The organism is Natronoarchaeum sp. GCM10025703, from assembly GCF_042661985.1.
Classification (GTDB): Archaea; Halobacteriota; Halobacteria; order Halobacteriales; family Natronoarchaeaceae; genus Natranaeroarchaeum.
This window is the reverse complement of the sequence record NZ_JBHSZF010000001.1, coordinates 1,486,326-1,510,767: the sequence shown is the minus strand read 5'-3', so window position 1 is coordinate 1,510,767 and position 24,442 is coordinate 1,486,326. Positions and strand designations below refer to the sequence as shown.

At 63.6% G+C, this 24,442-nt stretch carries 17 protein-coding genes and 9 pseudogenes; 15 read left to right on the top strand and 11 right to left on the bottom strand.

The genetic code is table 11. The features are described from left to right. Position 1 precedes the first annotated feature (1 nt). From ACFQH2_RS08505 to ACFQH2_RS08495, 3 genes and pseudogenes are all read right to left on the bottom strand, one after another. Positions 2–1,109, bottom strand: a pseudogene (locus ACFQH2_RS08505) (asparagine synthase C-terminal domain-containing protein). Positions 1,110–1,111: 2 nt separating this feature from the next. Next, positions 1,112–1,795, bottom strand: a complete 684-nt coding sequence (locus tag ACFQH2_RS08500) for a PHP domain-containing protein (RefSeq protein ID WP_377052688.1) — start codon at positions 1,793–1,795, stop codon at positions 1,112–1,114. Positions 1,796–1,873: 78 nt separating this feature from the next. Continuing rightward, positions 1,874–2,479: a DUF420 domain-containing protein gene (locus ACFQH2_RS08495; protein ID WP_377052686.1), complete on the bottom strand. Its 606-nt coding sequence runs from the start codon at positions 2,477–2,479 to the stop codon at positions 1,874–1,876. Positions 2,480–2,564: 85 nt separating this feature from the next. Here ACFQH2_RS08495 and ACFQH2_RS08490 point away from each other — a divergent pair. From ACFQH2_RS08490 to ACFQH2_RS08480, 3 pseudogenes are all read left to right on the top strand, one after another. Next, positions 2,565–2,980 (top strand): annotated as a pseudogene (locus ACFQH2_RS08490) (cobalamin B12-binding domain-containing protein). After that, a pseudogene (meaB, locus tag ACFQH2_RS08485) lies at positions 2,977–4,028 on the top strand (methylmalonyl Co-A mutase-associated GTPase MeaB). Before ACFQH2_RS08490 ends, meaB begins: the two co-directional pseudogenes overlap by 4 nt. 50 nt (positions 4,029–4,078) lie before the next feature. After that, positions 4,079–5,015 (top strand): annotated as a pseudogene (locus ACFQH2_RS08480) (alpha/beta fold hydrolase). Here ACFQH2_RS08480 and ACFQH2_RS08475 read toward each other — a convergent pair. Together ACFQH2_RS08475 and ACFQH2_RS08470 are read right to left on the bottom strand one after the other, a co-directional pair. After that, positions 4,992–5,387, bottom strand: coding sequence for a Zn-ribbon domain-containing OB-fold protein (locus ACFQH2_RS08475; RefSeq protein ID WP_377052678.1), 396 nt, complete (start codon positions 5,385–5,387; stop codon positions 4,992–4,994). The pseudogene ACFQH2_RS08480 and the gene ACFQH2_RS08475 overlap by 24 nt on opposite strands. Continuing rightward, the gene (locus ACFQH2_RS08470) at positions 5,384–6,550 is read right to left on the bottom strand and encodes a thiolase domain-containing protein (RefSeq protein ID WP_377052676.1); all 1,167 of its coding nucleotides are present in this window, start codon (positions 6,548–6,550) and stop codon (positions 5,384–5,386) included. The genes ACFQH2_RS08475 and ACFQH2_RS08470 overlap by 4 nt, the downstream gene beginning before the upstream one ends. 88 nt (positions 6,551–6,638) lie before the next feature. Between ACFQH2_RS08470 and ACFQH2_RS08465 the strand changes: the two genes are divergently transcribed. The 5 genes from ACFQH2_RS08465 to ACFQH2_RS08445 all read left to right on the top strand — a co-directional run bounded on the left by ACFQH2_RS08465 (position 6,639) and on the right by ACFQH2_RS08445 (position 9,838). Then, a complete protein-coding gene (locus tag ACFQH2_RS08465) occupies positions 6,639–6,878 on the top strand; it encodes a DUF7541 family protein (RefSeq protein ID WP_377076638.1) in 240 nt (79 codons plus the stop codon). Continuing rightward, entirely contained in the window at positions 6,875–7,042 is a 168-nt protein-coding gene (locus ACFQH2_RS08460; RefSeq protein WP_377076637.1) for a hypothetical protein, read from the top strand. The genes ACFQH2_RS08465 and ACFQH2_RS08460 overlap by 4 nt, the downstream gene beginning before the upstream one ends. Before the next feature lie 72 nt (positions 7,043–7,114). Then, positions 7,115–7,384, top strand: a complete 270-nt coding sequence (locus ACFQH2_RS08455) for a DUF6684 family protein (RefSeq protein WP_377076636.1) — start codon at positions 7,115–7,117, stop codon at positions 7,382–7,384. A 96-nt stretch (positions 7,385–7,480) separates the two neighbouring features. Continuing rightward, positions 7,481–9,328 carry a cbb3-type cytochrome c oxidase subunit I gene (locus ACFQH2_RS08450; protein WP_377057046.1) on the top strand — a complete coding sequence of 616 codons (1,848 nt, stop codon included), beginning with the start codon at positions 7,481–7,483 and terminating at the stop codon, positions 9,326–9,328. 222 nt (positions 9,329–9,550) lie between these two features. Further along, positions 9,551–9,838, top strand: coding sequence for a DUF7520 family protein (locus ACFQH2_RS08445; protein ID WP_377052670.1), 288 nt, complete (start codon positions 9,551–9,553; stop codon positions 9,836–9,838). Between the two features lie 28 nt (positions 9,839–9,866). Here ACFQH2_RS08445 and acs read toward each other — a convergent pair. The 4 genes and pseudogenes from acs to ACFQH2_RS08425 all read right to left on the bottom strand — a co-directional run bounded on the left by acs (position 9,867) and on the right by ACFQH2_RS08425 (position 14,455). Next, a pseudogene (gene acs, locus ACFQH2_RS08440) lies at positions 9,867–11,836 on the bottom strand (acetate--CoA ligase). A 61-nt stretch (positions 11,837–11,897) separates the two neighbouring features. Then, positions 11,898–13,596: pseudogene (locus ACFQH2_RS08435) on the bottom strand (acyl-CoA mutase large subunit family protein). Between the two features lie 75 nt (positions 13,597–13,671). Further along, entirely contained in the window at positions 13,672–13,884 is a 213-nt protein-coding gene (locus ACFQH2_RS08430) for a hypothetical protein (protein WP_377052664.1), read from the bottom strand. A gap of 28 nt (positions 13,885–13,912) precedes the next feature. Next, positions 13,913–14,455, bottom strand: a complete 543-nt coding sequence (locus ACFQH2_RS08425; RefSeq protein WP_377052662.1) for a tRNA (cytidine(56)-2'-O)-methyltransferase — start codon at positions 14,453–14,455, stop codon at positions 13,913–13,915. Positions 14,456–14,852: 397 nt separating this feature from the next. Here ACFQH2_RS08425 and ACFQH2_RS08420 point away from each other — a divergent pair, with 397 nt between their 5' ends. From ACFQH2_RS08420 to ACFQH2_RS08405, 4 genes and pseudogenes are all read left to right on the top strand, one after another. After that, positions 14,853–15,338, top strand: a complete 486-nt coding sequence (locus ACFQH2_RS08420) for an Lrp/AsnC family transcriptional regulator (protein ID WP_377052660.1) — start codon at positions 14,853–14,855, stop codon at positions 15,336–15,338. Beyond that, a pseudogene (locus tag ACFQH2_RS08415) lies at positions 15,335–16,470 on the top strand (pyridoxal phosphate-dependent aminotransferase). The gene ACFQH2_RS08420 and the pseudogene ACFQH2_RS08415 overlap by 4 nt, the downstream one beginning before the upstream one ends. A 58-nt stretch (positions 16,471–16,528) precedes the next feature. Then, the gene (locus tag ACFQH2_RS08410; protein ID WP_377052656.1) at positions 16,529–17,317 is read left to right on the top strand and encodes an SDR family oxidoreductase; all 789 of its coding nucleotides are present in this window, start codon (positions 16,529–16,531) and stop codon (positions 17,315–17,317) included. Between the two features lie 212 nt (positions 17,318–17,529). Further along, positions 17,530–18,429 carry a thiamine-phosphate synthase family protein gene (locus ACFQH2_RS08405; RefSeq protein WP_377076635.1) on the top strand — a complete coding sequence of 300 codons (900 nt, stop codon included), beginning with the start codon at positions 17,530–17,532 and terminating at the stop codon, positions 18,427–18,429. A gap of 59 nt (positions 18,430–18,488) precedes the next feature. Here the strand turns inward: ACFQH2_RS08405 and ACFQH2_RS08400 are convergent, their stop codons facing one another. Continuing rightward, positions 18,489–19,061: a response regulator gene (locus ACFQH2_RS08400; protein WP_377052652.1), complete on the bottom strand. Its 573-nt coding sequence runs from the start codon at positions 19,059–19,061 to the stop codon at positions 18,489–18,491. Between the two features lie 112 nt (positions 19,062–19,173). Then, positions 19,174–21,346, bottom strand: a pseudogene (gene purL / locus ACFQH2_RS08395) (phosphoribosylformylglycinamidine synthase subunit PurL). A 182-nt stretch (positions 21,347–21,528) separates the two neighbouring features. On the opposite strand from purL, the pseudogene proC reads away from it, so the two are divergent. The 3 genes and pseudogenes from proC to ACFQH2_RS08380 all read left to right on the top strand — a co-directional run bounded on the left by proC (position 21,529) and on the right by ACFQH2_RS08380 (position 24,421). Then, a pseudogene (proC, locus tag ACFQH2_RS08390) lies at positions 21,529–22,271 on the top strand (pyrroline-5-carboxylate reductase). Next, positions 22,264–23,097 (top strand): glutamate 5-kinase, encoded by an 834-nt coding sequence (gene proB / locus ACFQH2_RS08385; RefSeq protein ID WP_377052646.1) that lies wholly within the window; start codon positions 22,264–22,266, stop codon positions 23,095–23,097. The pseudogene proC and the gene proB overlap by 8 nt, the downstream one beginning before the upstream one ends. Beyond that, positions 23,090–24,421 (top strand): glutamate-5-semialdehyde dehydrogenase, encoded by a 1,332-nt coding sequence (locus tag ACFQH2_RS08380; protein WP_377052644.1) that lies wholly within the window; start codon positions 23,090–23,092, stop codon positions 24,419–24,421. Before proB ends, ACFQH2_RS08380 begins: the two co-directional genes overlap by 8 nt. Positions 24,422–24,442: the final 21 nt, after the last annotated feature.

The following is a 24,442-nucleotide window of genomic DNA, read 5'->3' as shown; positions in this document are numbered from 1 at the left end:
GTCAGTCGTCGACCCGCGAGCGAATGTACTCGCTCACGTGGTCGTCCATCCGGCGTTTGAAGCCGGCCTGTCTGGCGAGTCGGTCGAGTTCGCGCCCGACGAGACTGCCGTACTGGACGGCCTTCTTCTCGCGAAAGGCGATACTGTCGGGGACGAACTCCCGTGCCGCGAGCCGAAACGCTCGTTTGCGCTCGCCGCGGTCGTCGACGAGCGAGTCGGCGGGGAGTCGAAGCGCGGTCTCGACGACGCCGTCGTAGAGTAGCGGGGCGACCGGTTCGACGCCCGCCGCGCGGAGCGCGAGAACATCACGTTCTGCTGATCGGGCAGGGTGGCGATCATCTCACGCTGTGCGCCGCGGACGGTGTCGGCGTCGACGCGGGGGTCCTCGGGCGCACGGGCGACTTTCGCGTAGCCGCCGAACAGTTCGTCCGCTCCCTGGCCGACCGCGAGATAGTCGTAGCCGTCCTCGCGAACGCGCTGGGCGACGAGATACAGCGGCAGCGCGATCTGGACCGCCATCGCGCTCGGGCGACCGATCGCCCGTGCGACTTCTGGCACCGCCCGTTCGACGTCTTCGGGGGTGAACGCCACCTCGCGGAGTTCCGCTCCCATCGCGTCGGCCGCCGTCGCCGCCGCCTCGCGGTCGTGACTCCCCGCGAAGCCGCCGACGTACAGCGGGGCGTCGAACCCCGCGGCGACGACCGAGGAATCGACGCCGCCCGAAAAGGCGACCGCGACGGCGTCGGCCTCGTCGGGACGCGTTGCCGCGATGCCGTCCCGGACGGCGTCGACGAGTTCGCGCACAGCGCCGCGTTCGCGCTCGAAGGGGCGGGATCCGGCAGCGACCAGCGCCGCTGAGGCTCCTCGCACTCGTGTTGTACGTGACCGGCGGGAAATGAAAGAGGCTCGTCGAGGTCGTTCGGATCGGTCGCCCACGTCGGGTCGGCGGGCCACTCTCTGGCGTCATCGCCCTCGACGAACAGCGGGTACCGGCCGAGGACGTCCCGGACGAGCATCTCGTCGACGTGTCCGGCAAAGCCCGCAGTGCCCGGCAGCGGATCGCCTGTCTCGACCGCCCGGCGGACGGCGTTGGGATCGGCCCCCTGCACCGTCAGAACAGCTCCTGAATCCGGTTCTTGACGCGTCGTTTCGCGCCGCCGGCGGCCTGCCGGAGGCTAATCCGCCACGGCGTTCGTTTCCCCGCGACCTCCGTATGCCCTGCCGTGATCGCGTCCAGAATGGCGTCGACCGAGCGTTCCTCGGCGTCGATCCGCGTCACCGCCTGTCCGACCATCTCGCTGATGTGGGCATCACTGCCCGCCGTCATCGGCATATCGTACTCCGTCGCGAACGTCCGGGCCTGTCGGTTACCGCGGCCAGTCAGCAGTCGAGAGTTGTAAACCTCGATGGCGTCTGCGGTCCCGAGCGCTTCGGGCGTGATGTTCGCCATCACGCCGCTACGTGATTCCTGATACGGATGCGGGACGACAGCAATCCCGCCCAGATCGTGGATCCGGTCGAGCGTCTCGCCGAACGAGAGCCCGGGTGGAACGGCCTCCTCGATACCGATCCCAAGCACGTGGCCAGCCTGGCTGGTGATCTCGATCCCCGGAATCCCGACAAGTCCGTACTCCGGTGCCTTGTCGACGGCTTCCAGACTGGCGTCTATCTCGTCGTGGTCGGTGACCGCTATCGCGTCCAGGCCGACCGCTTCGGCCTGTTCGAGAAGCAGATCGACTGGGTCACGACCGTCGTATGACAGCGCCGAATGGGTGTGTAGCTCGACCGACAGCACGCTCCCGTGTTTAGAGCGTACCGACAAAAGCGACTCGATACGGGTCACCGCGGCCGGTAAACCGACCTAACCGATCTGTTAGAACAGCGCCACGAGTGCTGGCTCGAACGTGTTTCCGTACGTGTGATTGAGAATGACGTAGGTCACGACGCCGAGGACGAGACTCAGGATCCACGAGGCGGCGGCGATCCGGCCGACTTGAGCGTGGCGTGTCTCGCGGAGTTCGCCCGGCGTGTGAGACAGTCCGAGCAGGAGGGCGTAGACGACGACCGGGATCGCCAGGCCCGACAGGAGGATGTGGATCGCGAGCATCGCGAAATAGCTGTAACTGACCAGTTCCGGGGCGCTGTCGGCGATGGCTTTCTGCCCGCCACCGCCGACCTTCGGGAGATACAGCACGAGGAAGACGAGGATCAGCGTAAACGCCGAAGCCATCGCCTTGCGGTGTTTGTCGACCTCGCCGTTGCGGATCCAGTACCACCCGGCGACGAGACAGACCGTCGCCAGCGCGTTCACGGCCGCGATAGCATGGCCCAGCAGGTCGACGCCGGACTCGGTGATGTTCGGGTAGGGGAACCAGCCACCGAACGTTCCAATCACCAGCAGGTAGCCGACCGCCGTCAGGAGAACCGTCCACTCGGTGACCCGACCTTTGATCGGACGGGCAGGTGTCGCTGTCGCCATAGCGGGCGATTAGGCGTGGTCCGGTATTTTCCTGTCGCTTCCAAGGAGATCAAAGTATAAACGAGTCGCTAGCAAACGATCATGTATGAGCGCCGATGGACAGCAGCGGACGATCCGGTGTCTCGTGGCGAAGGTCGGTCTCGACGGTCACGACCGGGGTGCACACGTGATCGCCCGCGCCTTCCGCGATGCCGGGTTCGAGGTGATCTACTCCGGCCTGCACAAAGCGCCCGAAGAGATCGTGCAGGCCGCAGTGCAGGAAGACGTCGACGTACTGGGGATATCGATCCTCTCGGGGGCACACAACACGCTCGTCCCGAAAGTCGTCGACGGCCTGAAAGAGTACGATGCGTTCGAGGATACCCTGTTGCTCGTCGGGGGGTGATCCCGGACGACGACAAGGCGGCGCTAAAAGAGAAGGGCGTCGCCGAAGTGTTCGGGCCGGGCACGGAACTGGAGGAGACGATCGAGTTCGTCAGGGAGAACGTGCCCGAGCGATGAGCGGCAAGCAGCAAACGCTGATCGAAGGACTACTGGCGGGCGAGTACCGCGCGCTCGCCAGAGCCATCACGGTAATCGAGAACCGGGAGGATGGGTATCGGGAACTGGTCGCCGCGCTCCACGGCTACACCGGGAACGCCGACGTGATCGGGATTACGGGAAGCCCTGGCTCCGGGAAGTCGACGCTCGTTGACAAGCTCGCACTCGCCTACCGGGAGCGCGACGAGCAGGTCGGCATCATCGCTGTCGACCCCTCGTCGCCGTACACGGGCGGGGCCGTCCTCGGCGACCGGATCCGAATGGCCTCGAACGTCGGCGACATGGACGTCTTCGTCCGCTCGATGAGCGCCCGGGGAGCCTTGGCGGCCTCTCGACGGCGACCGCGGACGCCGTCAAGGCGTTCGACGCCTTCGGAATGGACAGGATCATCATCGAGACCGTCGGCGCCGGACAGAACGAGATCGATATCGTCCGCGCGGCCGACACCGTTGCCGTCCTCGTCCCGCCGGGGAGCGGCGACACCGTTCAGACGCTCAAGGCCGGGATCCTCGAGATTGCGGACGTGTTCGTGGTCAACAAGGCCGATCTGGAGGGCGCGGATCGAACGGTCATGGAACTCCGGGAGATGGTCGGCCTGGGGGACGACGTGAACCCGATCATCGACGGTGGGGCGAAACACGGCCACGGGACGGGGACGGAGAGCACAGAAAGCGACGCACAGGAGGCGGACTGGACGCCGCCGATCGTCGAGACGGTCGCGACGCGGGGCGACGGCGTCGACGAACTCATGGAGGAGTTCGCTGCCCACGGATCGTATCTCGACGAGTCGGGCCGGCGCACAGAGCGCGAACGCACCCGGTCCGCAGAGGAACTCCGCCAACTCCTGCGGAGCGATCTCAACGGGATGGTCGAAGACGAGATCGAACACCAGGGTGGGATCGACGCGCTCGTCGAGTCGATGATCGACGGCGACCGCGACCCCTACACGCTGTCCGACGAGATACTCACCCCCATCGAGGAGTGTCTCGCAGAGCAACGCGACGGGTAACTGGTCAATTCAGCGAGCTTTATAAGTCCCCTCCGGACGAATGGGTGTGTATGAAGCTCCGAACACTGCTCGCGGGTACGGTCGGTGCGCTTGGAACCGCCGCTGTGGCGAACACCGTCCTCGCTCGACGTGCCGAGGAACTCCCCCAGCGATCGAGGGTGACCAGAAGGAGTACCGATGGCGCGGGATGGACGTTGCCTACACGGAGCGTGGGGACCCGTCGGATCCGGATCTCCTCATGCTCCACGGCGTCGGCGCCGCGGGGTCGAGTTACGAGTTCGCCGAGGTGATCGACGAGTTCGCCGAGGATCATCACGTGATCGTTCCCGACCTCCCAGGGTTCGGTCGATCGGATCGACCGCCGCTGATCTACTCCCCGACGCTGTACGAGGGCTTTGTCGCCGACTTCATCAGTGACGTCACAGACCAGCCCACCGTGGTCGCGTCCTCGTTGACCGGCGCATACACCGCTGCGGCGGCCGAAGATGTCGACATCGAACGGCTCGTGCTCGTCTCGCCGACGGCCGAGACGATGCCCGGCCAGCGCACCTGGCTCCGATCACTGCTGCGGACGCCACTGATCGGTACGGCGATCAACAACCTCGTGACGAGCAAGCCGGGGATCCGCTACTTCAGCGCGGATCACGGCTACTACGACTCCAGCGAGATCACCGACGAACAGGTCGAGTATCAGTGGCAAACCGCACACCAACCGGGGGCGCGCTACGCACCCGCCTCCTTCATTAGTGGCTATCTCGACCCCGACCTCGACCTTGCCGATCAGCTAAAGGAGCTGACATCCCGACGACGCTCGTCTGGGGCCGCGAGACGGAGACGACCCCGCTCTCGGAGGGGCGAGACCTCGCCGATCGCTCCGACGCGCGGCTGGTCGTCGTCGACTACGCCCGACTGCTACCCCACGCCGAGCACCCCGAAACGTTCGCGCAACTGCTCCGCGAGGAGCTATCGCTCCCGAAAAGCGAGTAGACGTTCGCCGTTCGTCTCGCTTCTCGCAATCTCTACCTCGACCGTCATACCGACAGAGACGTCCTCCGGATCGACGCCCTGTACCTGGCCAGTCAGTCTGACCGGGCCGAAGTCGGCGATTGCCAGCACGTAGGGCGCGTCGTCGGCAAACGCCGGTGCCGGGACCTCGGTGATATTGTAGGTGTCGACCCGTCCAGTCTCGGGCAGTGGCTCCTCGCGCAGTTGGTCGTCGCCACACTCCGGACAGAGTCGGCGTGGTGGAAGCGAGCCATGACCAGCCGAACATTCCAGATAGTAGCCCTCGCCGGATTCGATAGCGTCGAGAGCGTCGTCGTAGCCGCGGTCGCGCACGGTTTCCTCGGAATCACTCATTGTTGAACCTCCAGTACGTGAACGAGTGCACTCGCAACGGTGCCACCCGCGTTGTGCGTGACGCCGGTCGTCGCGTCGGGGACGGCGTCGCTATTGATGTGATCTCCCCGGAGGAGTTTGACTACTTCCGCGATCTGGGCGACGCCGGTCGCGCCGACGGGATGACCCTTCGCCTTGAGTCCCCCGGAGAGGTTGACGGGGACCGACCCGTCGATAGTGGTCTCGCCGCGGCGTGCCGCCCCGATTCCCTCCCCGGGTTCGTAGAGCCCAAGCGATTCGATGGCGAGCACTTCCGCGATCGTAAAGCAGTCGTGGACCTCGGCGACATCGATCCGGTCGACATCGATGTCGGCGTCCGCGTAGGCCTCCGCGGCGGCGTCGTCCGCGGCGGGGGAGGTCGCGAGATGTGCGCGGTCGTGTAGCGCGAGGCGGTCGCCGCCCTGTCCAGTCCCGGTGATCGCAACCTCGGCATCGAGGTCGTGTTCGGCGGCGTAGGACTCGCTCACGATGACGGCCGCGCTCGCACCGTCGCTGATCGGACAGGAGTCGTACAGTCCGAGCGGTGCCGAAACCATCGGAGCATCGAGCACGTCCTCGACCGAGATGGCTTGCTGGTACTGTGCTTTCTCGTTCTCGACGGCGTTTGCATGGTTTTTGACGGCGATATACGCGAGGTCCTCGCGCGACCCGCCGAACTCCTCGAAGTACGCCCGCGCCATCAGCGCGTACGCGCCGGGGAACGTCATCCCATGGCCGACCTCCCAGAGGTCGTCGGCGGCGATTGCCAGCGCGTCCGTCGCAGCCGCCGTGCCGAGGTTCGTCATGCGCTCCGCCCCGCCGATCAGAAGCACGTCCGCTTCGCCGTTCCGGACATCGTAGACGGCCTGCCGGACGGCCGCCCCGCTCGACGCACACGCCGATTCGTAGCGCGTCGCTGGTGCCTGTACCCCGGCGGCTTCGGCCATCATCGGACCCTGATGGCCCTGATGCTCCGCGAGTTCGCCCATAAAGTTACCGTAGTAGACGGCCTCTACGTCGCTATGATCGACTCCGGCATCAGAGATAGCTGTCGCCGCCGCTTCGCCGAAGAGATCACGGCCGGTCCGTTCGGGTGCTCTACCGAACTCGGTGACACCCACTCCAGCAACACGTGGCCCGTTCATACAATACCTAGATCACGAACTGCATATATTACCTTGGGTGCCCATCATATACCGGTGGGTTCTATACTCTCCAGCCAAAGTTATCTCTATGAATGAGGAACCCGGACTGTCCGATCAGTACCGGAAATCGAGCCCGTGGCCGATGCTGATCGCCCTCGGAATCGTGTTCTCGGAGGTCGGAATCGTGCTCGCACTGTTCCCCGTCGCGGTCGGTGGCCTGGTACTGTTGCTCGGGAGCATCGGCGGCATCCTGCGCGAGACGGAGTACGTCTCTGCCCGTGGCCTGTATTCTTTGGGCTCTCCGTCGTACTCGTCGCCGTCGGGATGAGTCTGTTCAGTTTTGCTGGAGGGACGATCAGCCAGAGCCTGACTATCTCGGCTGCAGACAGTTCGATCGCGCTTCGCGGGCTATCGATAGCCGCCGCGGGTCTCGTCGGGGCGGTGCTCGCGCCGATCCTCCGTTCACGACTTCGGACGCAACCGAGCGTCTAAGCGTGACGCGTCGGCGACAGCGGACACGCTGAAGGGGAATCTATTTCTGCTCGCATACACTACCGAAGCCCAATGTCACGAGAGATCTTCGACCGGGATACGCTTTTGGACCTCACGGTCAATTTCATCCCGCTGGGTATTCTGGCCCTGTTCGTCGCAATGTACGTCATCCTGAACCCCTGGGGATGGGACTCGCTGTACAGCACGCTTCAGTTCGGAATGATCGCGTTCTGGTTCGGACTACTGGCGGTGCTGACCTACCTCTCGGCGAAGGCAATCGAAACCGACGAGGAACGGTTCGGCGGCGAGGAACACTGCTTCCTCTCCGTATTCTTTCACTAACCGGCCCGAAACTAAGCCAAAATAACGAACCTTTCTTTACTCCTCAATACAGAGGGTGTCTATATGGTAAACGGACAAGTAGCTTTGACGGCGTTCATGGGGCTTTTCCTCGTCGCCGTCGTCGCATGGCTCACGCGCCTCGAAAGCTGGCGTACGTACTCGCCAGTCGGTGGCACGGGCTATGGCGACGACACCGAGACGACGCACTCTGAAAAGCCAAGTGGCGTTATCCGATGGCTCACGACTGTCGATCACAAGGATATCGGAATGCTCTACGGGGCCTACGCGATCATCGCGTTCGCGTGGGGCGGACTCGCTGTGATCGTCATGCGCGTGGAACTCACCTACCCTGGAACGTCGATCATCCAGGCGGACACCTACAACGCCCTGTTGACGTCCCATGGCATCACGATGCTGTTCCTGTTCGGGACGCCGATCATCGCGGCCTTCGCGAACTATCTCTTGCCACTGATGATCGGCGCGGACGACATGGCGTTCCCACGGATCAACGCCATCGCGTTCTGGTTGCTCCCGCCCGCGGCACTGCTGGTCTGGTCCGGGCTGATTCTCGGGCCGGTCATCGACGGCATCGCTGGCGCGCAGACGTCCTGGACGATGTACCCGCCGCTCTCGACTGACTCGACTATCGCCGGCACCCCATCCGGGGGCGGGCCGCTCAACCCCGGCGCGGACCTGATGATGCTCGGCTTACACCTCTCAGGTGTCTCGGCAACGATGGGAGCGATCAACTTCATCGCGACTATCTTCACCGAGCGTGGCGACGACGTGGGCTGGCACAATCTGGATATCTTCTCGTGGACGATGCTCACCCAGTCCGGCCTGATCCTCTTTGCCTTCCCGCTGCTCGGTAGCGCGCTCCTCATGCTGCTGGCCGATCGGAACCTCGACACGCTGTTCTTCGATCCAGCTGGCGGTGGCCCGATCCTCTGGCAACATCTGTTCTGGTTCTTCGGCCACCCCGAAGTGTACATACTGGTGTTACCACCGATGGGAATCATTAGCTACGTCCTCCCCCGCTTTGCGGGCAGGAAGCTGTTTGGCTTCAAGTTCGTCGTCTACTCGACGCTCGCAATCGGCGTCCTCTCGTTTGGTGTCTGGGCGCACCACATGTTCGCCTCCGGGATGGATCCCCGGCTGGAATCGGCGTTCATGGCGGTGACGTTATCGATTGCGATACCGAGCGCAGTGAAGACGTTCAACTGGATTACGACCCTCTGGAACGGCTCTATCCGGCTGAACACGCCGATGCTGTTCTGTCTCGGCTTCATCTTTAACTTCATTATCGGCGGCGTCACCGGGGTCTTCCTCGGTGCGGTACCGGTTAATCAGGTGCTCCACGAGACCTACTACGTCGTCGGACACTTCCACTTCATCGTGATGGGGGTGATCGGCTTCGCCGTCTTCGCAGGGCTGTACTACTGGTTCCCGCTGTACACCGGGCGGATGTACCAGCAACGCCTCGGCAAGTGGCACTTCTGGCTCTCGATGATCGGGACGAACGTCACGTTCTTCGCGATGATCTTCCTCGGCTACGGCGGAATGCCGCGCCGGTACGCGAACTATGAGGTGACCCTCGGTCCGCAGGCACTGTTCACTGATCTGCATCAGTTAGCCACGGTCGGGGCGTTCATCCTGCTGATCGGACAGATGATCTTCGTCTACAACTTCGTCATCTCCTGGCTGGAGGGACCGAAGGTCCGCGACGGCGACCCGTGGAACCTCGACGAACACGGCATGAAGACCCGCGAATGGGACTGGTTCAAGGACAACAAGATTCTGCCGATGACCGACGGCGGTGAAGACGAGCAGTCCTCGTCGGAACTGCGTTCGGACGGCGGAGCGGTCGACGGCGAAGAGGCGCCGGGCGAACTACAGACCGACGCCGACGCTGCGGACGCGAGCGACGACGCTTCGAGCGAATAGCTGACCGCTGTTTTTGTCGAATATCGTGGATTCGGGAACTACGTCAGAGCGTGATAGAGAGCCGACGGCGCGACGAGCAGCTCAGTGCGATAACGAAGCCGGTAGAGAACATGAGCAGGGCGACCGCGGTCAGTATCAGCCCGAGCAGTTCTTGTTGAGTCATACCGTTGTTTGGCGGGGCAAGTGGAAAAACCTAATCGTTTGCCACCCCAATGAGTACTCGTGACAGATAGCGAAACGTCGTTCGAGGGCGTCGACGCGACAGCAGATCTCAACGGACAGCAAGTCGTCATCCGTCTCTACTTCATCCTCATCGGTATCGCCGCGTTCATGGGTGTTGTCCTGTCGGTGGTCCTCTCGGACGAGCTCGAGACGGTCGCGCTCTACGGGTTCATCGAGATGCCGCCGAACGCGCTCGGACTTGGTCTGTACGGCGCGATAACGATCGCTACTCTGCTCGGGATCCCGCTGTTCGCGATCCGGTACTACGGCCTCGGCGAGAACAACTGAGTCGAAAAAACGGAGTCAGGGAAGCCGGCTAGTCGCTGCTGACCTGCGCCTGGATGTCCTCGACGATTTCGGGGTTTCTGAGCGTCGACGTGTTGCCCAGTTCCTCCTCGTTGGCGATGTCTTCGAGCAGACGGCGCATGATCTTCCCGGAGCGGGTCTTCGGTAGCTCAGGCGTGAAGATGACTTCCTCCGGCCGTGCGAACGGACCAATGGCCTTCTCGACGTTGTCGATCACCTTCTCGCGAAGCTCCTCGCCGCCCTCGGCGTCGTCCTCGGTGATGACGTAGGCATACACCGCCTCCCCTTGACCTCGTGTGAGCCGCCGACGACCGCCGCCTCCGCGACGCCCGGTACGCCGACGATGGCGCTCTCTATCTCCATCGTACCGAGGCGGTGCCCGGAGACGTTGATGACGTCGTCGACGCGACCGAGGACGGTGATGTAGCCGTCCTCGTCGATCTTCGCGCCGTCCTCGGGGAAGTAGACCCATTCGTCGGCGTCCTCGTCGGAGTAGTCCCGCCAGTACTCGTCGAGGAACCGCTGGTCGTTGTCGTAGAGGGTGCGCAACATGCCGGGCCAGGGGTTGCGGATGGTCAGATAGCCCGCATCACCCGGACTGACCTGTTCGCCGGCCGTATCGACGATTTCGGTGTCGATGCCGGGCAGTGCCGGGCCGGCGGACCCGGGTTTCATGTTGCCAATACCCGGCAGTGTCGTGATCATCATTCCGCCGGTCTCGGTCTGCCACCAAGTGTCGACGATTGGACAGGACTCGTCACCGATGTGTTTGTAGTACCACTTCCAGGCGCGGGGGTTGATTGGCTCTCCGACTGTCCCGAGCAGACGAAGACTAGAGAGGTCCCGGCTCGCGGGGTACTCCTCGCCCCATTTCATGAACGAGCGGATCGCCGTGGGCGCGGTGTAGAAGATGTCCACGGCGTACTTCTCGACGAGTTCCCAGAGGCGGTCCTTGTCGGGGTAATCTGGCGTCCCCTCGTACATCACAGTCGTCGTGCCGAGAGCGAGCGGCCCGTAGACGATGTAGGAGTGGCCCGTGATCCAGCCGATGTCGGCCGCACACCAGTAGCTATCCTCTGGCTTGATGTCCAGTACCGAGTGGGACGTCCACGCCGCATAGGAGAGGTAGCCGCCGGTCGTGTGTTTGACGCCTTTGGGCTGGCCCGTCGTGCCCGAGGTGTACATGAGAAAGAGCATATCCTCGGCGTCGCGGGAGACCGGTTCGACGCGCTCGCCGTCGTGGGCCGCGACCAGTTCGTCGTAGTCGTGGGACTGCTCGCCGAGGAAGTGGTTGAGTTCGTCGCCGAGTCGGTCGACAACGACCGTCTCGACGTCTTCGTCGACGCTCCGGAGGCCTTTGTCGGCTTTCTCCTTGTGGTTCAGGGCGTCGCCACGGCGGTAGTAGCCGTCACAGGTGACCAGATACTCGGAGTCCGCGGAGTTCATCCGCGTGGCGAGGGCGTCAGCCGAGAACCCGGCGAAGACGACAGAATGGGGTGCTCCGATCCGCGCGCAGGCGAGCATCGCGATCGGTAGCTCCGGGATCATCGGCATATACAGTGTGACGACGTCGTCCTCCTCGACGCCGAGGTCGCGGAGTCCCGCGGCGAACTCGTTTACCTCGCGGTAGAGGTCCTGATAGGTGTAGGTCCGGGTCTCGCCGAGTTCGCCCTCCCACTTGATCGCGGCGTGGTTCTTGCGGCCGGACTCGACGTGTCGGTCGATACAGTTGTACGCGGCGTTGAGTTCGCCGTCGACGAACCACTCGTAGAACGGGGCGTCGTCGTCGACGAGCACGTCGTCGTACTCGGTATCCCAATCGAGCAGGTCAGCGGCCCGCTCCCAACTTTCTGGCTCCTCGAACTCGTCGTATATCTCCGGGTCGGAGACGTTGGCCTGTTCAACGAACTCCTCCGGTGGTTCGAACTCTTCCTGTTCTGCCAGCCGCGCCTCCAACTCCACATCGGGCTCATCTGTCATATTTCATCATGATATGCACCGTGCTTCGGAATAAACATTCCCCCGAGAACTGCCGGCCAGATCACGTCGGTGCTAGCTGTTCGGTGTAGGAGCCGTACTCGTTCTCGAAGACGGTCATGATCTCGCCCATCGTCGCATACGCTTTGACCGCCGCGAGGATCGCCGGCATCGTGTTCTCGCCCGCCTCGACGGCCTCACGAAGGTCGGTGAGTGCGGATTCGACGGCCTCATCATCGCGTTCCTCGCGGACGTTCGTAAGTCGGTCGCGCTGGCGCTCCTGAACGTCCTCGTCGACCGAGAGTATCTCCGGTTCGGTCTCCTCTTCGATCTGGTAGGCATTGACGCCGACGACCACCTCTTCTTCGCGTTCGACCCGTTCCTGGTACTCGTAGGCGGCGTCCTGTATCTCGCGATGGAAGTAGCCCCGGTCGATCCCCCGGAGGACACCGGCGCGCATCGACCCGTCGCCCATCTCCCGGATCTCCTCCAGATACGCTATCGTCTCTGCTTCGACCTCGTCGGTCAGCGTCTCGACGGCGTAGCTTCCGCCGAGCGGGTCGACGATGTCCGCGACGCCGGACTCCTCGGCGATAACTTGCTGGGTCCGGAGCGCAACCCGGACGGCGTCCTCGCTGGGCAGTGCTAGCGCCTCGTCGTAGCTGTTGGTGTGGAGGCTCTGTGTGCCGCCCATCACGCCCGCGAGCGCCTGAATCGTCACCCGGACGACGTTGTTCAGGGGTTGCTGGGCTGTCAGTGACTGCCCGGCGGTCTGGGTATGGAACTTGAGCTGTTTCGCCCCGTCCGAGTCGGCGTCGTACCACTCGTCCATCAGTCGTGCGTAGATGCGACGCGACGCGCGGAACTTCGCGACTTCCTCGAAAAAGGAGTTGTGACAGTTGAAAAAAAGGAAAGCTGTGGCCCGAACTCGTCGACGTCGAGGCCACGATCCAGCGCGTCCTCTACGTAGGCGAAGCCGTTGGCGAGAGTGAAGGCGAGTTCCTGCACGGCGGTCGACCCAGCCTCGCGGATGTGATAGCCAGAGATGGAGATAGGCTTGAACTTCGGCGTCTCGTCGACTGCGAACTCGAGCACGTCCGTGACGAGGTCAGCGATGGTTCCGGCGGGATCACCCACTCCTTCTGCGCGATGAACTCCTTGAGCATGTCGTTCTGGAGGGTGCCCCGAACCTGCTCGCGCGGTACGCCGCGCCGGTCTGCCAGTGCGACGTACATCGCGTAGATCACTGGCGCGGAGGGATTGATCGTGAAACTCGTCGAGACGTCGGCGAGATCGATCCCCTCGAACAGGATTTCCATGTCCCGCAGGGTGTCGACCGCGACGCCTTCCTTGCCGACTTCGCCATCAGTGAGCGGGTCGTCGGAATCCTTGCCCATCAGCGTCGGCATGTCGAAAGCCGTCGAGAGCCCAGTCTGGCCCTCGTCGGTCAGGTAGTGAAACCGCTCGTTCGTCTCCTCGGCGGTGCCGAAACCCGCGAACTGTCGCATCGTCCATGTCCGCCCACGGTACATCGTCGGATAGACGCCGCGGGTGAACGGCTCCTGCCCGGGAAAGCCCAGATCGGCCTCGTAGTCGAGGTCTGCAACGTCGTCGGGCGTGTACAGTCGATCGACCTCGTGGTTCGAGACGGTGGCGAAGCGCTCCTTGCGTTCGCCGTACTGCTCCAGTACGGGATCGAGTCGTTCTTCCTCCCACTCCTCGCGGGACTCTCGGATCGACGCCAGATCCTCCTCGTCGTACATAGCTACCTATTGTCGTGGTGAATGATTAATAATTCGGGTTACCGGGGGTCGAGCGTTCGGGCAACAGTAGCCGAGTTACAGATACGCGAAAACGAGCAGGGCCGCACCGATTGCCGCGACTATCACCGAGGCGAAGCGGGTCAGACGATACTGCGTCTCCGACTCGATATCGTCGGTGGGGCCGACTGGATACCGGTTCTGGGCTTCCATCATACCCTCCGGCGAGGAGTAGCCTGAAAGACCCATCAGGAGCAGTACGACCCCAACGATGGCGAGAGCGAGTGACATAGCGGATGTGGGGTGCCGGGCAGAAAAACTACTCTTCGTCGTCCGGGACGACCTTCTTTCCGGTCGCCATCGGCACGACGTGCTGGTCTGCGTCCTCCCACTCGCGGTCGAGTTCGCGCCCCTCGAACAGGCGGTCGAGGAAGACGGCCAGCCCCGCAACCTCGGAGTGGGGTTGGTTCGTCACGCCGACGTTCCAGTCGGCCGCCTCGTAGACGTCGAAAGAGACTTTCTCCGCGCCGACGACGACCAGTATCGGCTCGCCCGATTCGTGGGACTCCCTGATCTCCGCTTCGACGTCCTGAACGCGCTCGCCGTACATCGTCAGGTGGACGACGACCCCCTCCCAGTTCCGCAGGACGCCTTTGGGACTCTCCGTAACCTCTACCTCGAAGGGGCCGCCGAAGCGCTCGGTGATGTCCTCGACGGTCTCTGCCGGACCGGACGCGCCGTCGAGGAGTACCCGGTCGGCACCCAGCGCGCGCGCGGTCAGCCCGACGTGTGTCGTCATCCGGTTGTCTCGGCCGGGGCGGTGGCCGAGTCGGAGGACGGTGACTTCGGATTCGTTGTGCATGTCCGATCCGTAGCACGACGCGTGTTAGGGCGTTTCGCTTCCCAGTCGAACTATGCCGGACGACAGACACGTTTTCACTCAACGAGGATCGAGAGTTATTCAGAGCAAGTAGATACGAGAAACTTTACACGAATTTTAAATAACGTGCTAACTATCTCTGGGTAAACCGCATGAAATCGAAGATCGATGCGATTGAGCGATGTGCGTACTGCAGAAGCTACGTCCCGGTTACCCCGATCAAGATCGGGTCGGAGCAGAACGGCAGTATCAGCGCCAGAGTATCCATCTGCGACGCCTGCCAGTCGGGAGGCCGGTGACGGGCAGGGTCGCGGTACCACACCACATGTCATGAGGGTGCGGAGAAACCCTTTTGTTCCCGCCACGGCCTGGTTATGGCATGAGCAAGCGCGAGCTGCTGGAGCTCCTTCTGGAGAACGCACGGTACTCCACCGAGGACCTGGCGCGGATGACCGACCTCGACGAGACCGAGGTCATCTCGACGATCGAATCGCTCGAAGACGAAGGTATCATCAGAGGGTATCAGGCAGTCGTCGACTGGAACGAGGTCGACGAAGAACGCGTCCGCGCGTCGGTCGAGTTGAACGTCAAACTCGACCGGGAGACTAGCTACAACGATATCTCCGAGCGGCTGGCGCGGTTTCCGGAGGTCAAGACGCTCAGGCTCGTCAGTGGCGACTACGACTTCGAGATGGTCGTCGAGGGCGAGTCGATGCAGGAAGTCTCGAAGTTCATCAGCGACAAGGTCGCACCCGTCCCCGAGATCACTCAGACGGTAACCCACTACGTCATGGATACCTACAAGGACCGTGGCATCCGAATGAGTGAGGACGACGACGACGACAGGCTGTCGATCTCTCCATGAAGATCAGCGAGCGCGTCCGGAAGGTCCCACCGTCGGGGATCCGGCGGTTCTTCGAGCTAGCCGAGGAGATGGACGACGTAATCTCCCTGGGTGTGGGCGAACCGGACTTCTCCGCACCGTGGGGCGCTCGTGAGGCTGCTATCGCCTCGCTCGAACGCGGAAAGACGTCCTACACGGCGAATCGCGGGAAACGAGAGCTCCGTGAGGGAATCGCCGAGCACGTCGACGAGCGATACGGGCTGACGTACGATCCGGACGATGAGATCATCGTTACCACCGGTGTCAGCGAGGGGGTCGACGTGGCGCTCCGGGCGCTCGTGGATCCCGGCGATACCGTCGCCGTTCCCGATCCGTCGTACGTCTCCTACGGGCCGGGAATCACCTTCGCGGGGGCCGATCCGCTGCCGGTCAAGACCAGCGATCACGGATTCAAGCTCACCGTCGAGGAGCTACAACGCGCCGGCGCACAGCACGCCGACGCGATGTTGTTCTGTTACCCGAACAACCCGACCGGCGCGATCATGACCGAATCCGAGCTGAGCCGATTGCGGAGTTTGCCCGTGAACACGATCTAACGGTGCTGAGCGACGAGATCTACGCAGATCTCACCTACGGCCGCGAGCATACCTCGATCGCCACGCTGCCAGGGATGCGCGAGCGAACCATCGTGTTTAACGGCTTCTCGAAGGCCTACGCGATGACCGGACTGCGCCTTGGCTACGCGATGGGGCCGGCGAAAGCCATCGAGGCGATGAACCGCATCCACCAGTACGCGATGCTGTCGGCCCCGACGACCGCCCAGAACGCCGCCCTGGAAGCGCTGGAAAACTGTGATGACGACGTCCGGGAGATGGTCACCCAGTACAACCGTCGTCGAAACTTCGTCCTCTCGCGGTTCGAGGAGATTGGTATCGACTGCTTCGAGGCTGAGGGGGCGTTTTACGTCTTCCCAGAAGTGCCTGGCGGCGACGCGGAGGCGTTCGCCGAAGGACTGCTCGAAGAGCAGCAAGTCGCCGCAGTCCCGGGTGATGTCTTCGGCGAGGACGGCGAAGGACATCTCCGGGTCTCCTACGCGACCGGCCTCGACGACCTGAAAGAGGCGATGCGACGGATCGAGAGCTATATTGACTGAGAGCACGCTTTCGTCTCCGGACGAAGCTTTTAACGCTCCGCTCGTGCCCACTTTCCCTATGGACCTGGCAATCGACGGGAATGCAGCGCTCGTCACAGCATCGAGCAGCGGCCTCGGCAAGGCATCGGCGACGGCGCTCGCGGAGAACGGCGCGAACGTCGTCGTGAACGGTCGCGACGAAGAGCGTCTCGAAGCGGCGGCAGAGGAGATCCGTGAGAGCGCGACGGGCGAGGTCGTCGCCGTTCAGGCCGACCTCACGAAGAAAGACGACATCGAGCGACTCGTCGAGCGCACCGTCGAGGAGTTCGGCGGCATCGATCACCTCGTGACGAGCGCCGGCGGGCCGCCGAGCGGCCCCTTCCTCGACACGACCGACGAGGACTGGTACGAGGCGTTCGACCTGCTGGTGATGAGCGTCGTCCGACTCGTCCGCGAGAGCGAGCCATATCTCCGTGAGGGCGAGGGCACCATCGTAAACATCACCTCCCGGAGCGTCAAGGAGGCCATCGACCAGCTGGTGCTCTCGAACGCCGTCCGGATGAGCGTCATCGGGCTGGAAAAGACGCTCTCGAAGGAACTCGCGCCGGACGTGCGCGCCAACGCCGTCCTCCCCGGCGCTCACGAGACGGCCCGCGTCGAGGAGCTAATCGAGCAGTCCATAGAGCGCGGCGAGTTCGACAGCTACGAGGAGGGGTTAGCGGACTGGAGCGAGGGGAACCCGATGGAGCGGATCGGTGAGCCCCGCGAACTCGGCGACACGGTCGCGTTTCTAAGCTCTCCGCGGTCGAGTTACATCAACGGCGTGGCGGTGCCCATCGACGGCGGCGCCGGGGCGTCGAACCTCTGAGCGAACAGGCGACGAAGACGGATCGTGCGGTGGGACGTCGCACAACGGCAGCCACCGCACGTCGACAGTCAGATCATGCCGGCCCTCGCCGCGGCATTGTTGATAAATGGACGGCCAGTTACTCCACGAATCGACGAGTCACTTATATACGATCCCGCGCAATCGGCTGGTATGTCGCTGGTCCTCCCGGGGAGATCGTCGTCGAGCGGTTCATGCCGACGGCCCGCGTGTTGCTCGCGAGCGAACTCGACGAGCGAGGGTTCACCCAGCAGGAAATCGCAAATCGGCTTGGGGTCACGCAGGCCGCGATCAGCAACCTCGTCAACGAAAACGTCGCCATCGAGCCGCGATTTAGCGAGGACGAACGGATGATCGCAACGGTCGAGCGGATCGCCGAGGGGTTCGACTCCGGCGAGATGGACGAGGTGGACGCCCTCGCGGAACTGCTGGCGCTGATCCGCGAGTTCGAGGATAGAGGGCCGATCTGTGCCATCCACGAGGAACTGATGCCGGAACTGGAGGGGTTGGGCTGTGATCTCTGCGTCCGCGGAACGGATTCACAGGTCCTCGCAGAGCGGGACGTGCTCCGGTCCGTCCGTCGGGCCGCACGCCTGCTGACCGGCACCGATGCCGTCACCGAGTACGTCCCGAACGTGGGGACGAACATCGGAATGGCACTGCCGGAGGCCGAGGGGCCGACCGACCTGGCGGCGATTCCGGGCCGGATCTACCGGATCCGCGGGACGGTCGAGCGCGCGGCAAACCCCGAGTTCGGCGCGTCAGAACACGTTGCAGGGACGGTCCTCGTCGCGAAAGAGGCGGATGACGACCTCAGGGCAGCGCTCAACCTCGCAACGAGCGATGCGTTGCTCGATGCCGCCCGGGACGCCGGAATCGACCCGCTGGAGTTCGACGCGGGCTACGAGGGGCGTGAAGAGCATCTCCGAGAACGACTCGCCGAACGGGAGTCGGTCCCGCTGGTTCTCTACCATCGCGGCGAGTTCGGTATCGAGCCAGTGACCTACGTGCTGGGCGAGACTGCGGTCGATGCCGCGGAGTTGGCAATCGATCTCGTCGAGAGCGCAATGGACGGGCGTGACCGCGAGTCGTGAGTACAAGAGTATTGTAAAGTATCAGAGCGAGGTGGGGGCTCTCGACGGCGCCCTCTCTGTTACCGGGCGATGTCCTGACAGGCCCGGTCGTAGGCGTCCCGGTCCGACAGTTTGGCCATCGTGTCGTCGATATCCGAGCGGAGAACAGCCAGTCGGTCCTCGAGTCGAACGTACTCCTCGCTCGCCCGGAGTTCGTAGTCCGGCTTTTGTTTGTCGAGAATCGCTTTCTTCGATGCCAGCGCGTAGAACTCCTGTAACATGCCGTCGTACTCGCTTCGCAACAGCAGTTGCTCGACCATCGCACGCAGTTCGTCACTGGATGCCGGTTTCACGAGGTAATCGTCGAACCCCATCTCGATGATCTCGAAATCCGGTTCGACGGCGGTCACCATCGCGACGCGACAGTCGAGTTCACGGTCCCTGATCGTGTCGAGTACCCGGTCCCCCGAGAGCCCCGGCATCCGGCGGTCCAGAAGCACCACGTCGACGCGTTCGTCGATCGAATCGAGTGCCTGGCTCCCGTTGTAGGCGGTTCGAACCTCGTAGTCTTCCTGAAGCCAGGCCGTGTACAGGTCGGCGAGGTCCGGTTCGTCCTCGGCGATCAGCACCGTTGGATCAACCGTCTGAGCCATTAGTTACAACCTCTGTACCTGTCATTGATCTAACTTTCGCAGGGGAGTTACTTCAATATAACGGCTATGCGAGAGAGCAAATGTGGGGATTCGACGGAAGAGAGCGAGCCGTTCAGTCGAGTTCGCGCTCGATCACGTCGCGGCGCTCGGCGATGGTCTCGGCATCCGACCGGACCGTCTCGTCGCCGACATCGATAGTCAGTTCGCCGCCTGCAGTCCCGGTACCGAGCCGTTCGACCGGTGCGATGCCGTCGAACGCGTCCTCGACGGCCTCGGGGTCAGTCGTCGCCACGATCGCCCGGCCTGGCTGTTCGTGGAACAACTCGGCAAGGGGTGCTTCCCCGGCAGGGAGACGTCGAGACCGGCAGTCTCTGTCACCATCTCGGCGAGCGAGACGGCGAGGCCGCCGTGGCTTACGTCGTGGACCGCGGTCGTCGAGTCCCGATCTGATACGTCCGCGAGCGTCTCGACGAGAACGGCAGGACGCTCCGGGAGGTCGGGGAAGGCGTCAGTTCCACCGAACTGTGCGAGATACTCGGAGCCACCGAGTCGGGGCGTCCCCTCCGCGATGCCGCGGTCGCCCACGAGCAACACCTCGGCGTCGGCGTCGGCCGCGAGCGGCGGGGCGTCGTAGCCCGCTTTCGTTCCGGTCATCGCGAGGGTCGGCGTCGGCGGAATCGGCCCCGTCGGCGAGTCGTTGTACAGCGAGACGTTCCCGCCGACGACCGGCACCGAAAGCTCCGAACACATGTCCGCGAGGCCGTCGACGATGCCTTTGAAGCCGCCATAGACCTCCGGCTTCTCGGGATTGCCGCCGTTCAGACAGTCGACCGCGGCGAGCGGTGTCGCGCCCTTGGCCGCGATATTCGTCGCGTTCTCCAGGGCGACTGCTCGGGCACCGTCGTACGGCGCTGTTTCGGTCCAGTTCGGCGCGGCCCCCGAGGAGAGCGCGAGGCCGGTCCCGACGCCGTCGTCGCCTTCCGTCTCGCGGATGGCGAGCACGGCGGCGTCGTCACCCGGGGGAACGCTCGTCCGGACGCCGACCTCGTGGTCGTACTGTCGGTAGACCCACCGTTTGCTCGCCGTACTCGGACTGCCGACGACGGCCTCGAAGGCGTCCTCGACCGCGACGTCCGGCAGATCACGCTCCGGCTGTTGCGGTTCGACGTGATCGAGGTCGTTCATCGGCGCGCCGTCGCCGAGGAACTCGGCGGGGGCGTCGACTGCCACCTCGTCCTCGAAGCGACAGACGTACCGGCCCGTGTCGGTCACGTCCCCGATCACCGAACAGCCAAGGTCGAACCGCTCGGCAACCTCGGCGACGCGGTCGACGTTTTCGGGCGTCACCTCGTAGCACATTCGCTCCTGGGATTCTGCGAGCAGGATCTCCAGGGCGTTCATGTTCGGTTCGCGCTGGTGGACGGCTTCGAGGTCGATATCCGCACCGAGGCCGCCTTTTGCGACGAGTTCGCTCGACGCGCCGCCGAGACCGGCCGCACCGAGGTCCCGTGCGGACTCGACGAGGTTGTCCTCGACCAGTTTCTCGTTGGCCTCGATCAGTAGCTTCTCGCTGTAGGGGTCGCCCACCTGGACTGCGGGGCGGTCCTCGGTTTCTGCGTCCTCGCTCAGATCCTCGCTGGCGAAGGAGGCCCCCCGAGGCCATCCCGACCCGTGGCGTTGCCGAGAAGGACGAGTTTGTTGCCCGGTTCCTGGGCGACTGCGGTGATCAGTCGATCCTCGTTCGTCAGGCCGACGCAGGCCACGTTGACCAGTGGATTGCCCTCGTAGCGCTCGTGGAAGTCGACGCTCCCGCCCACCGTTGGGACGCCGATGCAGTTACCGTAGTGGCTGATCCCCTCGACGACGCCGTCGAGCAGGTACCGAGAGTGCTCGCGGTCGAAGTTGCCGAAGTACAGCGAATCGAGCAGGGCAATCGGATACGCACCCATCGAGAGCGTGTCCCGAACGATGCCGCCGACGCCCGTCGCCGCGCCGTCGAACGGGTCGACGTACGAGGGATGATTGTGGCTCTCGACACCCATCGTGATGTACGTCTCGCTGTTGCCGTCGCCCGACGGTTCGGGCAGGGCGACGACTGCGGCGTCATCGCCCGGGCCGATGACGACCTGATCGCTCTCGCTGTCGAAGGCGGAGAGTAACGGTCGTGACGAACGGTACGCACAGTGTTCGCTCCAGAGGTTCTCGAACAGCGCCGTCTCGGCCGGGGTCGGCTCCCGTCCCAACTCGTCGACGACGACCTCCCTGTCCGAATCGGAGAGACTCATTCATCCCCGTGTTGACTCAGGGCGGATAAATGGCTTTCCATGTGCACGAACGTGGGAGTCAGGCGGGTCGGCATCCGGGTCCAGACAGCGGCCGTTCGCCGGACGGAATCAAAGTTGGTATATCGGCCACTACAGTAAGGACAACCAGGATGACTGACGTGAGTATTATCGGCTGCGGACATATGGGGAGCGCCCTCGTCAAAGGGCTCTCGGCGTCGGACGCACACCGGGTGACAGCGATTGACGTCGACCCGGACGCGCTGGCAGCGGTCGAGGAGTACAGCGACTGGACCACCCACGACATCGACGCGGCGGCCGAATCCGATGTCGTGATCATCGCCGTCAAACCGGACGTTGTGGGGACGATTCTCGACGAACTCGAACTCTCGCCGGAGCACACGCTCGTCACGTTTGCCGCCGGCGTCTCGACGGACTTCGTCGCCGGGCGAACCCCGCGACCGTGGTCCGGGTGATGCCGAACCTCGCCGCGGAGACCCGAAACATGGCCGCCGCGGTCACCGAGGATACCGTCACCGACGAGGTACGGGGGATCCTCGACGCCGCCGGCGAGTACGCCGAAATCGACGAGGCGCAGATGGACATCGCAACCGCGGTCAACGGCAGCGGCCCCGCGTTCGTCTACTATCTCATTCAGGGGATGAAACAGGCCGGGATCGACGGGGGACTCGATCCCGAACAGGCCGAAACGCTGGCTACACAGACGTTCAGAGGCGCTGCGGAGATGGCACTCCAGTCCGACGACGACCTCGACGACATGATCGACGCCGTCTGCTCGCCGAACGGGACCACTATCGAGGGGATGGAAGTGCTCTGGGATAGCGACGTACAGGCGGAAATCAGCGAGGCCGTTGCCGCCGCCGAGGAGCGCTCCAGAGAGTTAGCGGAGGCCGTCGACGATGAGTAAGCAGATCGACAGCGCGGCGGTGGAAAGGACCAGAGAACTCGCTGCCAACGCCGGGCGAGTCGTCGTCAAGGCGGGGACGAACTCGCTGACGGATGCCGATTCGAACCTCGACGATACGAAAGTCGACAAACTCGTCGACGACATCGCGGCATTGCGAGAGCGCGACAAGGAGGTCCTGCTGGTCTCCTCCGGCGCGGTCGGCGCAGGTATCGGCCGGATCGACTACACCGGCGACACCGTCGAGAAGTCTCAGGCACTCTCGACGATCGGTCAGAGCCACCTGATGCGGCGGTACACCGAAAGCTTCGAGCGCTACGGGCTGAAGACAGCGCAACTACTCCTGACACAGAAGGATCTGGACAATCCCGAACGGTACACGAACTTCCGGAACACAGTCGAGACCCTGCTGGAGTGGGGCGTCGTCCCGATAGTCAACGAGAACGACGCCGTCGCGACCGAGGAGATCCGCATCGGCGACAACGACATGCTCTCGTCGTCGATCGCTATCGCGGTTGATGCCGGACTGCTGGTCACGCTCACCGACGTTCCCGGCGTCTACACCGGCAACCCCAAGCACGACGACGACGCCGAGCGGATCGAAGCCGTCGGCACCAACTACGACTACGTCCACCAACTGGTCGAGGAGAGTTCCTCGGACGGCTTCGGCGGGATCATGACGAAAGTCGAGGGCGCACGCCGCGTCAGCGAGCATGGCATCCCGGCCGTGATCGCGGAATCGACGGAACCGGACGTGCTCGAACAGATCGCTGCAACCAAGACCGTCGGAACGATATTTACACCCATAAACGGTGTCGATCATGACTGACAGGGACGCCACTACCAAAGTCCGTGAGGCACAGTCCGCCGCGCTCGAACTCGCGAACGTCTCCGAAGCGAGACGAAACGAGGGGCTCCGATCGATCGCTGACGCCATCGAGGCGAACAGCGAGGCGATCCTCGAAGCGAACGCGAAAGACGTCGAGAACGGTAAGGAACTGCTCGAAGCGGGCGAGTACAGTCAGGCGCTGGTCGACCGGCTGAAACTCTCCGAGTCGAAACTGGAGAGCATCGCAGATATGGTGCGCAGTGTCGCCGGGCAGACGGACCCGCTGGGCAAAACCCTGACCGCCCGCGAACTCGACGAGGACCTCGAACTCTACAAGGTCGCGGTACCGATCGGCGTCATCGGGACGGTGTTCGAGTCCCGCCCGGACGCGCTGGTCCAGATCGCCGCGCTAAGCCTGAAATCTGGCAACGCGGTCATCCTGAAGGGTGGCAGCGAGGCCAGCCACTCGAACCGTGTGCTCTACGAGACGATTCTGGAAGCGACAGCGGAGCTACCGACTGGCTGGACACAGCAGATCGAGGCCCACGCGGAAGTCGACCGGATGCTGGAGATGGACGACGAAATCGACCTGCTGATGCCTCGCGGCAGTTCGGAGTTCGTCAGCTATATTCAGGACAACACGCAGATTCCCGTCCTCGGCCACACCGAGGGCATCTGTCACGTCTACGTCGACGAGGCCGCCGACCTGGAGATGGCCGAGGAGATCGCCTTCGACGCCAAGGTGCAGTATCCCGCGGTCTGCAACGCCGTCGAGACCCTGCTGGTACACGAGGACGTCGCCGCCGACTTCCTCCCGGCGATGGTCGCGCGGTACGAGGACGCCGACGTGACGATCAGTGGCGACGAGCGCGTCCGAACCGTCGTGGACGTCGACGCCGCCACCGAGGAGGACTGGTCGACCGAGTACGGCGACCTCGAACTCTCGATCCGAGTCGTCGACTCGGTCGACGACGCCATCGAGCACATTACGGCCTACGGCTCCAAACACACGGAGTCTATCGTCACCGAGGACGCCGACCGCGCGGGTCGGTTCATGCGAAGCCTCGACGCGGCGAGCGTCTTCCACAACGCCTCGACGCGCTTTGCCGACGGCTTCCGGTTCGGTCTGGGGGCGGAAGTCGGGATCAGCACGGGCAAGATTCACGCCCGCGGTCCCGTCGGTCTGGAAGGACTGACGACCTACAAGTATCACCTCGAAGGCGACGGCCACCTCGTCGCCACCTACGCCGGCGAGGACGCCGCACCGTTCACCCACGAGGAGTTCGACGGCGACTGGTCGCCGGGACGCCTCTCGCGAGAGTAAAACCCCCAACGCTCGTTCGCC

Excerpts from the sequence above, each read along its gene's own strand:
- ACFQH2_RS08495 (WP_377052686.1), bottom strand. The coding sequence starts at position 2,479 with ATGGCGACAGCGACACCTGCCCGTCCGATCAAAGGTCGGGTCACCGAG.
- ACFQH2_RS08475 (WP_377052678.1), bottom strand. The coding sequence starts at position 5,387 with ATGAGTGATTCCGAGGAAACCGTGCGCGACCGCGGCTACGACGACGCT.
- ACFQH2_RS08470 (WP_377052676.1), bottom strand. The coding sequence starts at position 6,550 with ATGAACGGGCCACGTGTTGCTGGAGTGGGTGTCACCGAGTTCGGTAGA.
- ACFQH2_RS08465 (WP_377076638.1), top strand. The coding sequence starts at position 6,639 with ATGAATGAGGAACCCGGACTGTCCGATCAGTACCGGAAATCGAGCCCG.
- ACFQH2_RS08460 (WP_377076637.1), top strand. The coding sequence starts at position 6,875 with ATGAGTCTGTTCAGTTTTGCTGGAGGGACGATCAGCCAGAGCCTGACT.
- ACFQH2_RS08455 (WP_377076636.1), top strand. The coding sequence starts at position 7,115 with ATGTCACGAGAGATCTTCGACCGGGATACGCTTTTGGACCTCACGGTC.
- ACFQH2_RS08450 (WP_377057046.1), top strand. The coding sequence starts at position 7,481 with ATGGGGCTTTTCCTCGTCGCCGTCGTCGCATGGCTCACGCGCCTCGAA.
- ACFQH2_RS08430 (WP_377052664.1), bottom strand. The coding sequence starts at position 13,884 with ATGTCACTCGCTCTCGCCATCGTTGGGGTCGTACTGCTCCTGATGGGT.
- ACFQH2_RS08425 (WP_377052662.1), bottom strand. The coding sequence starts at position 14,455 with ATGCACAACGAATCCGAAGTCACCGTCCTCCGACTCGGCCACCGCCCC.
- ACFQH2_RS08420 (WP_377052660.1), top strand. The coding sequence starts at position 14,853 with ATGAGCAAGCGCGAGCTGCTGGAGCTCCTTCTGGAGAACGCACGGTAC.
- ACFQH2_RS08410 (WP_377052656.1), top strand. The coding sequence starts at position 16,529 with ATGGACCTGGCAATCGACGGGAATGCAGCGCTCGTCACAGCATCGAGC.
- ACFQH2_RS08405 (WP_377076635.1), top strand. The coding sequence starts at position 17,530 with ATGCCGACGGCCCGCGTGTTGCTCGCGAGCGAACTCGACGAGCGAGGG.
- ACFQH2_RS08400 (WP_377052652.1), bottom strand. The coding sequence starts at position 19,061 with ATGGCTCAGACGGTTGATCCAACGGTGCTGATCGCCGAGGACGAACCG.
- proB (WP_377052646.1), top strand. The coding sequence starts at position 22,264 with ATGAGTAAGCAGATCGACAGCGCGGCGGTGGAAAGGACCAGAGAACTC.
- ACFQH2_RS08380 (WP_377052644.1), top strand. The coding sequence starts at position 23,090 with ATGACTGACAGGGACGCCACTACCAAAGTCCGTGAGGCACAGTCCGCC.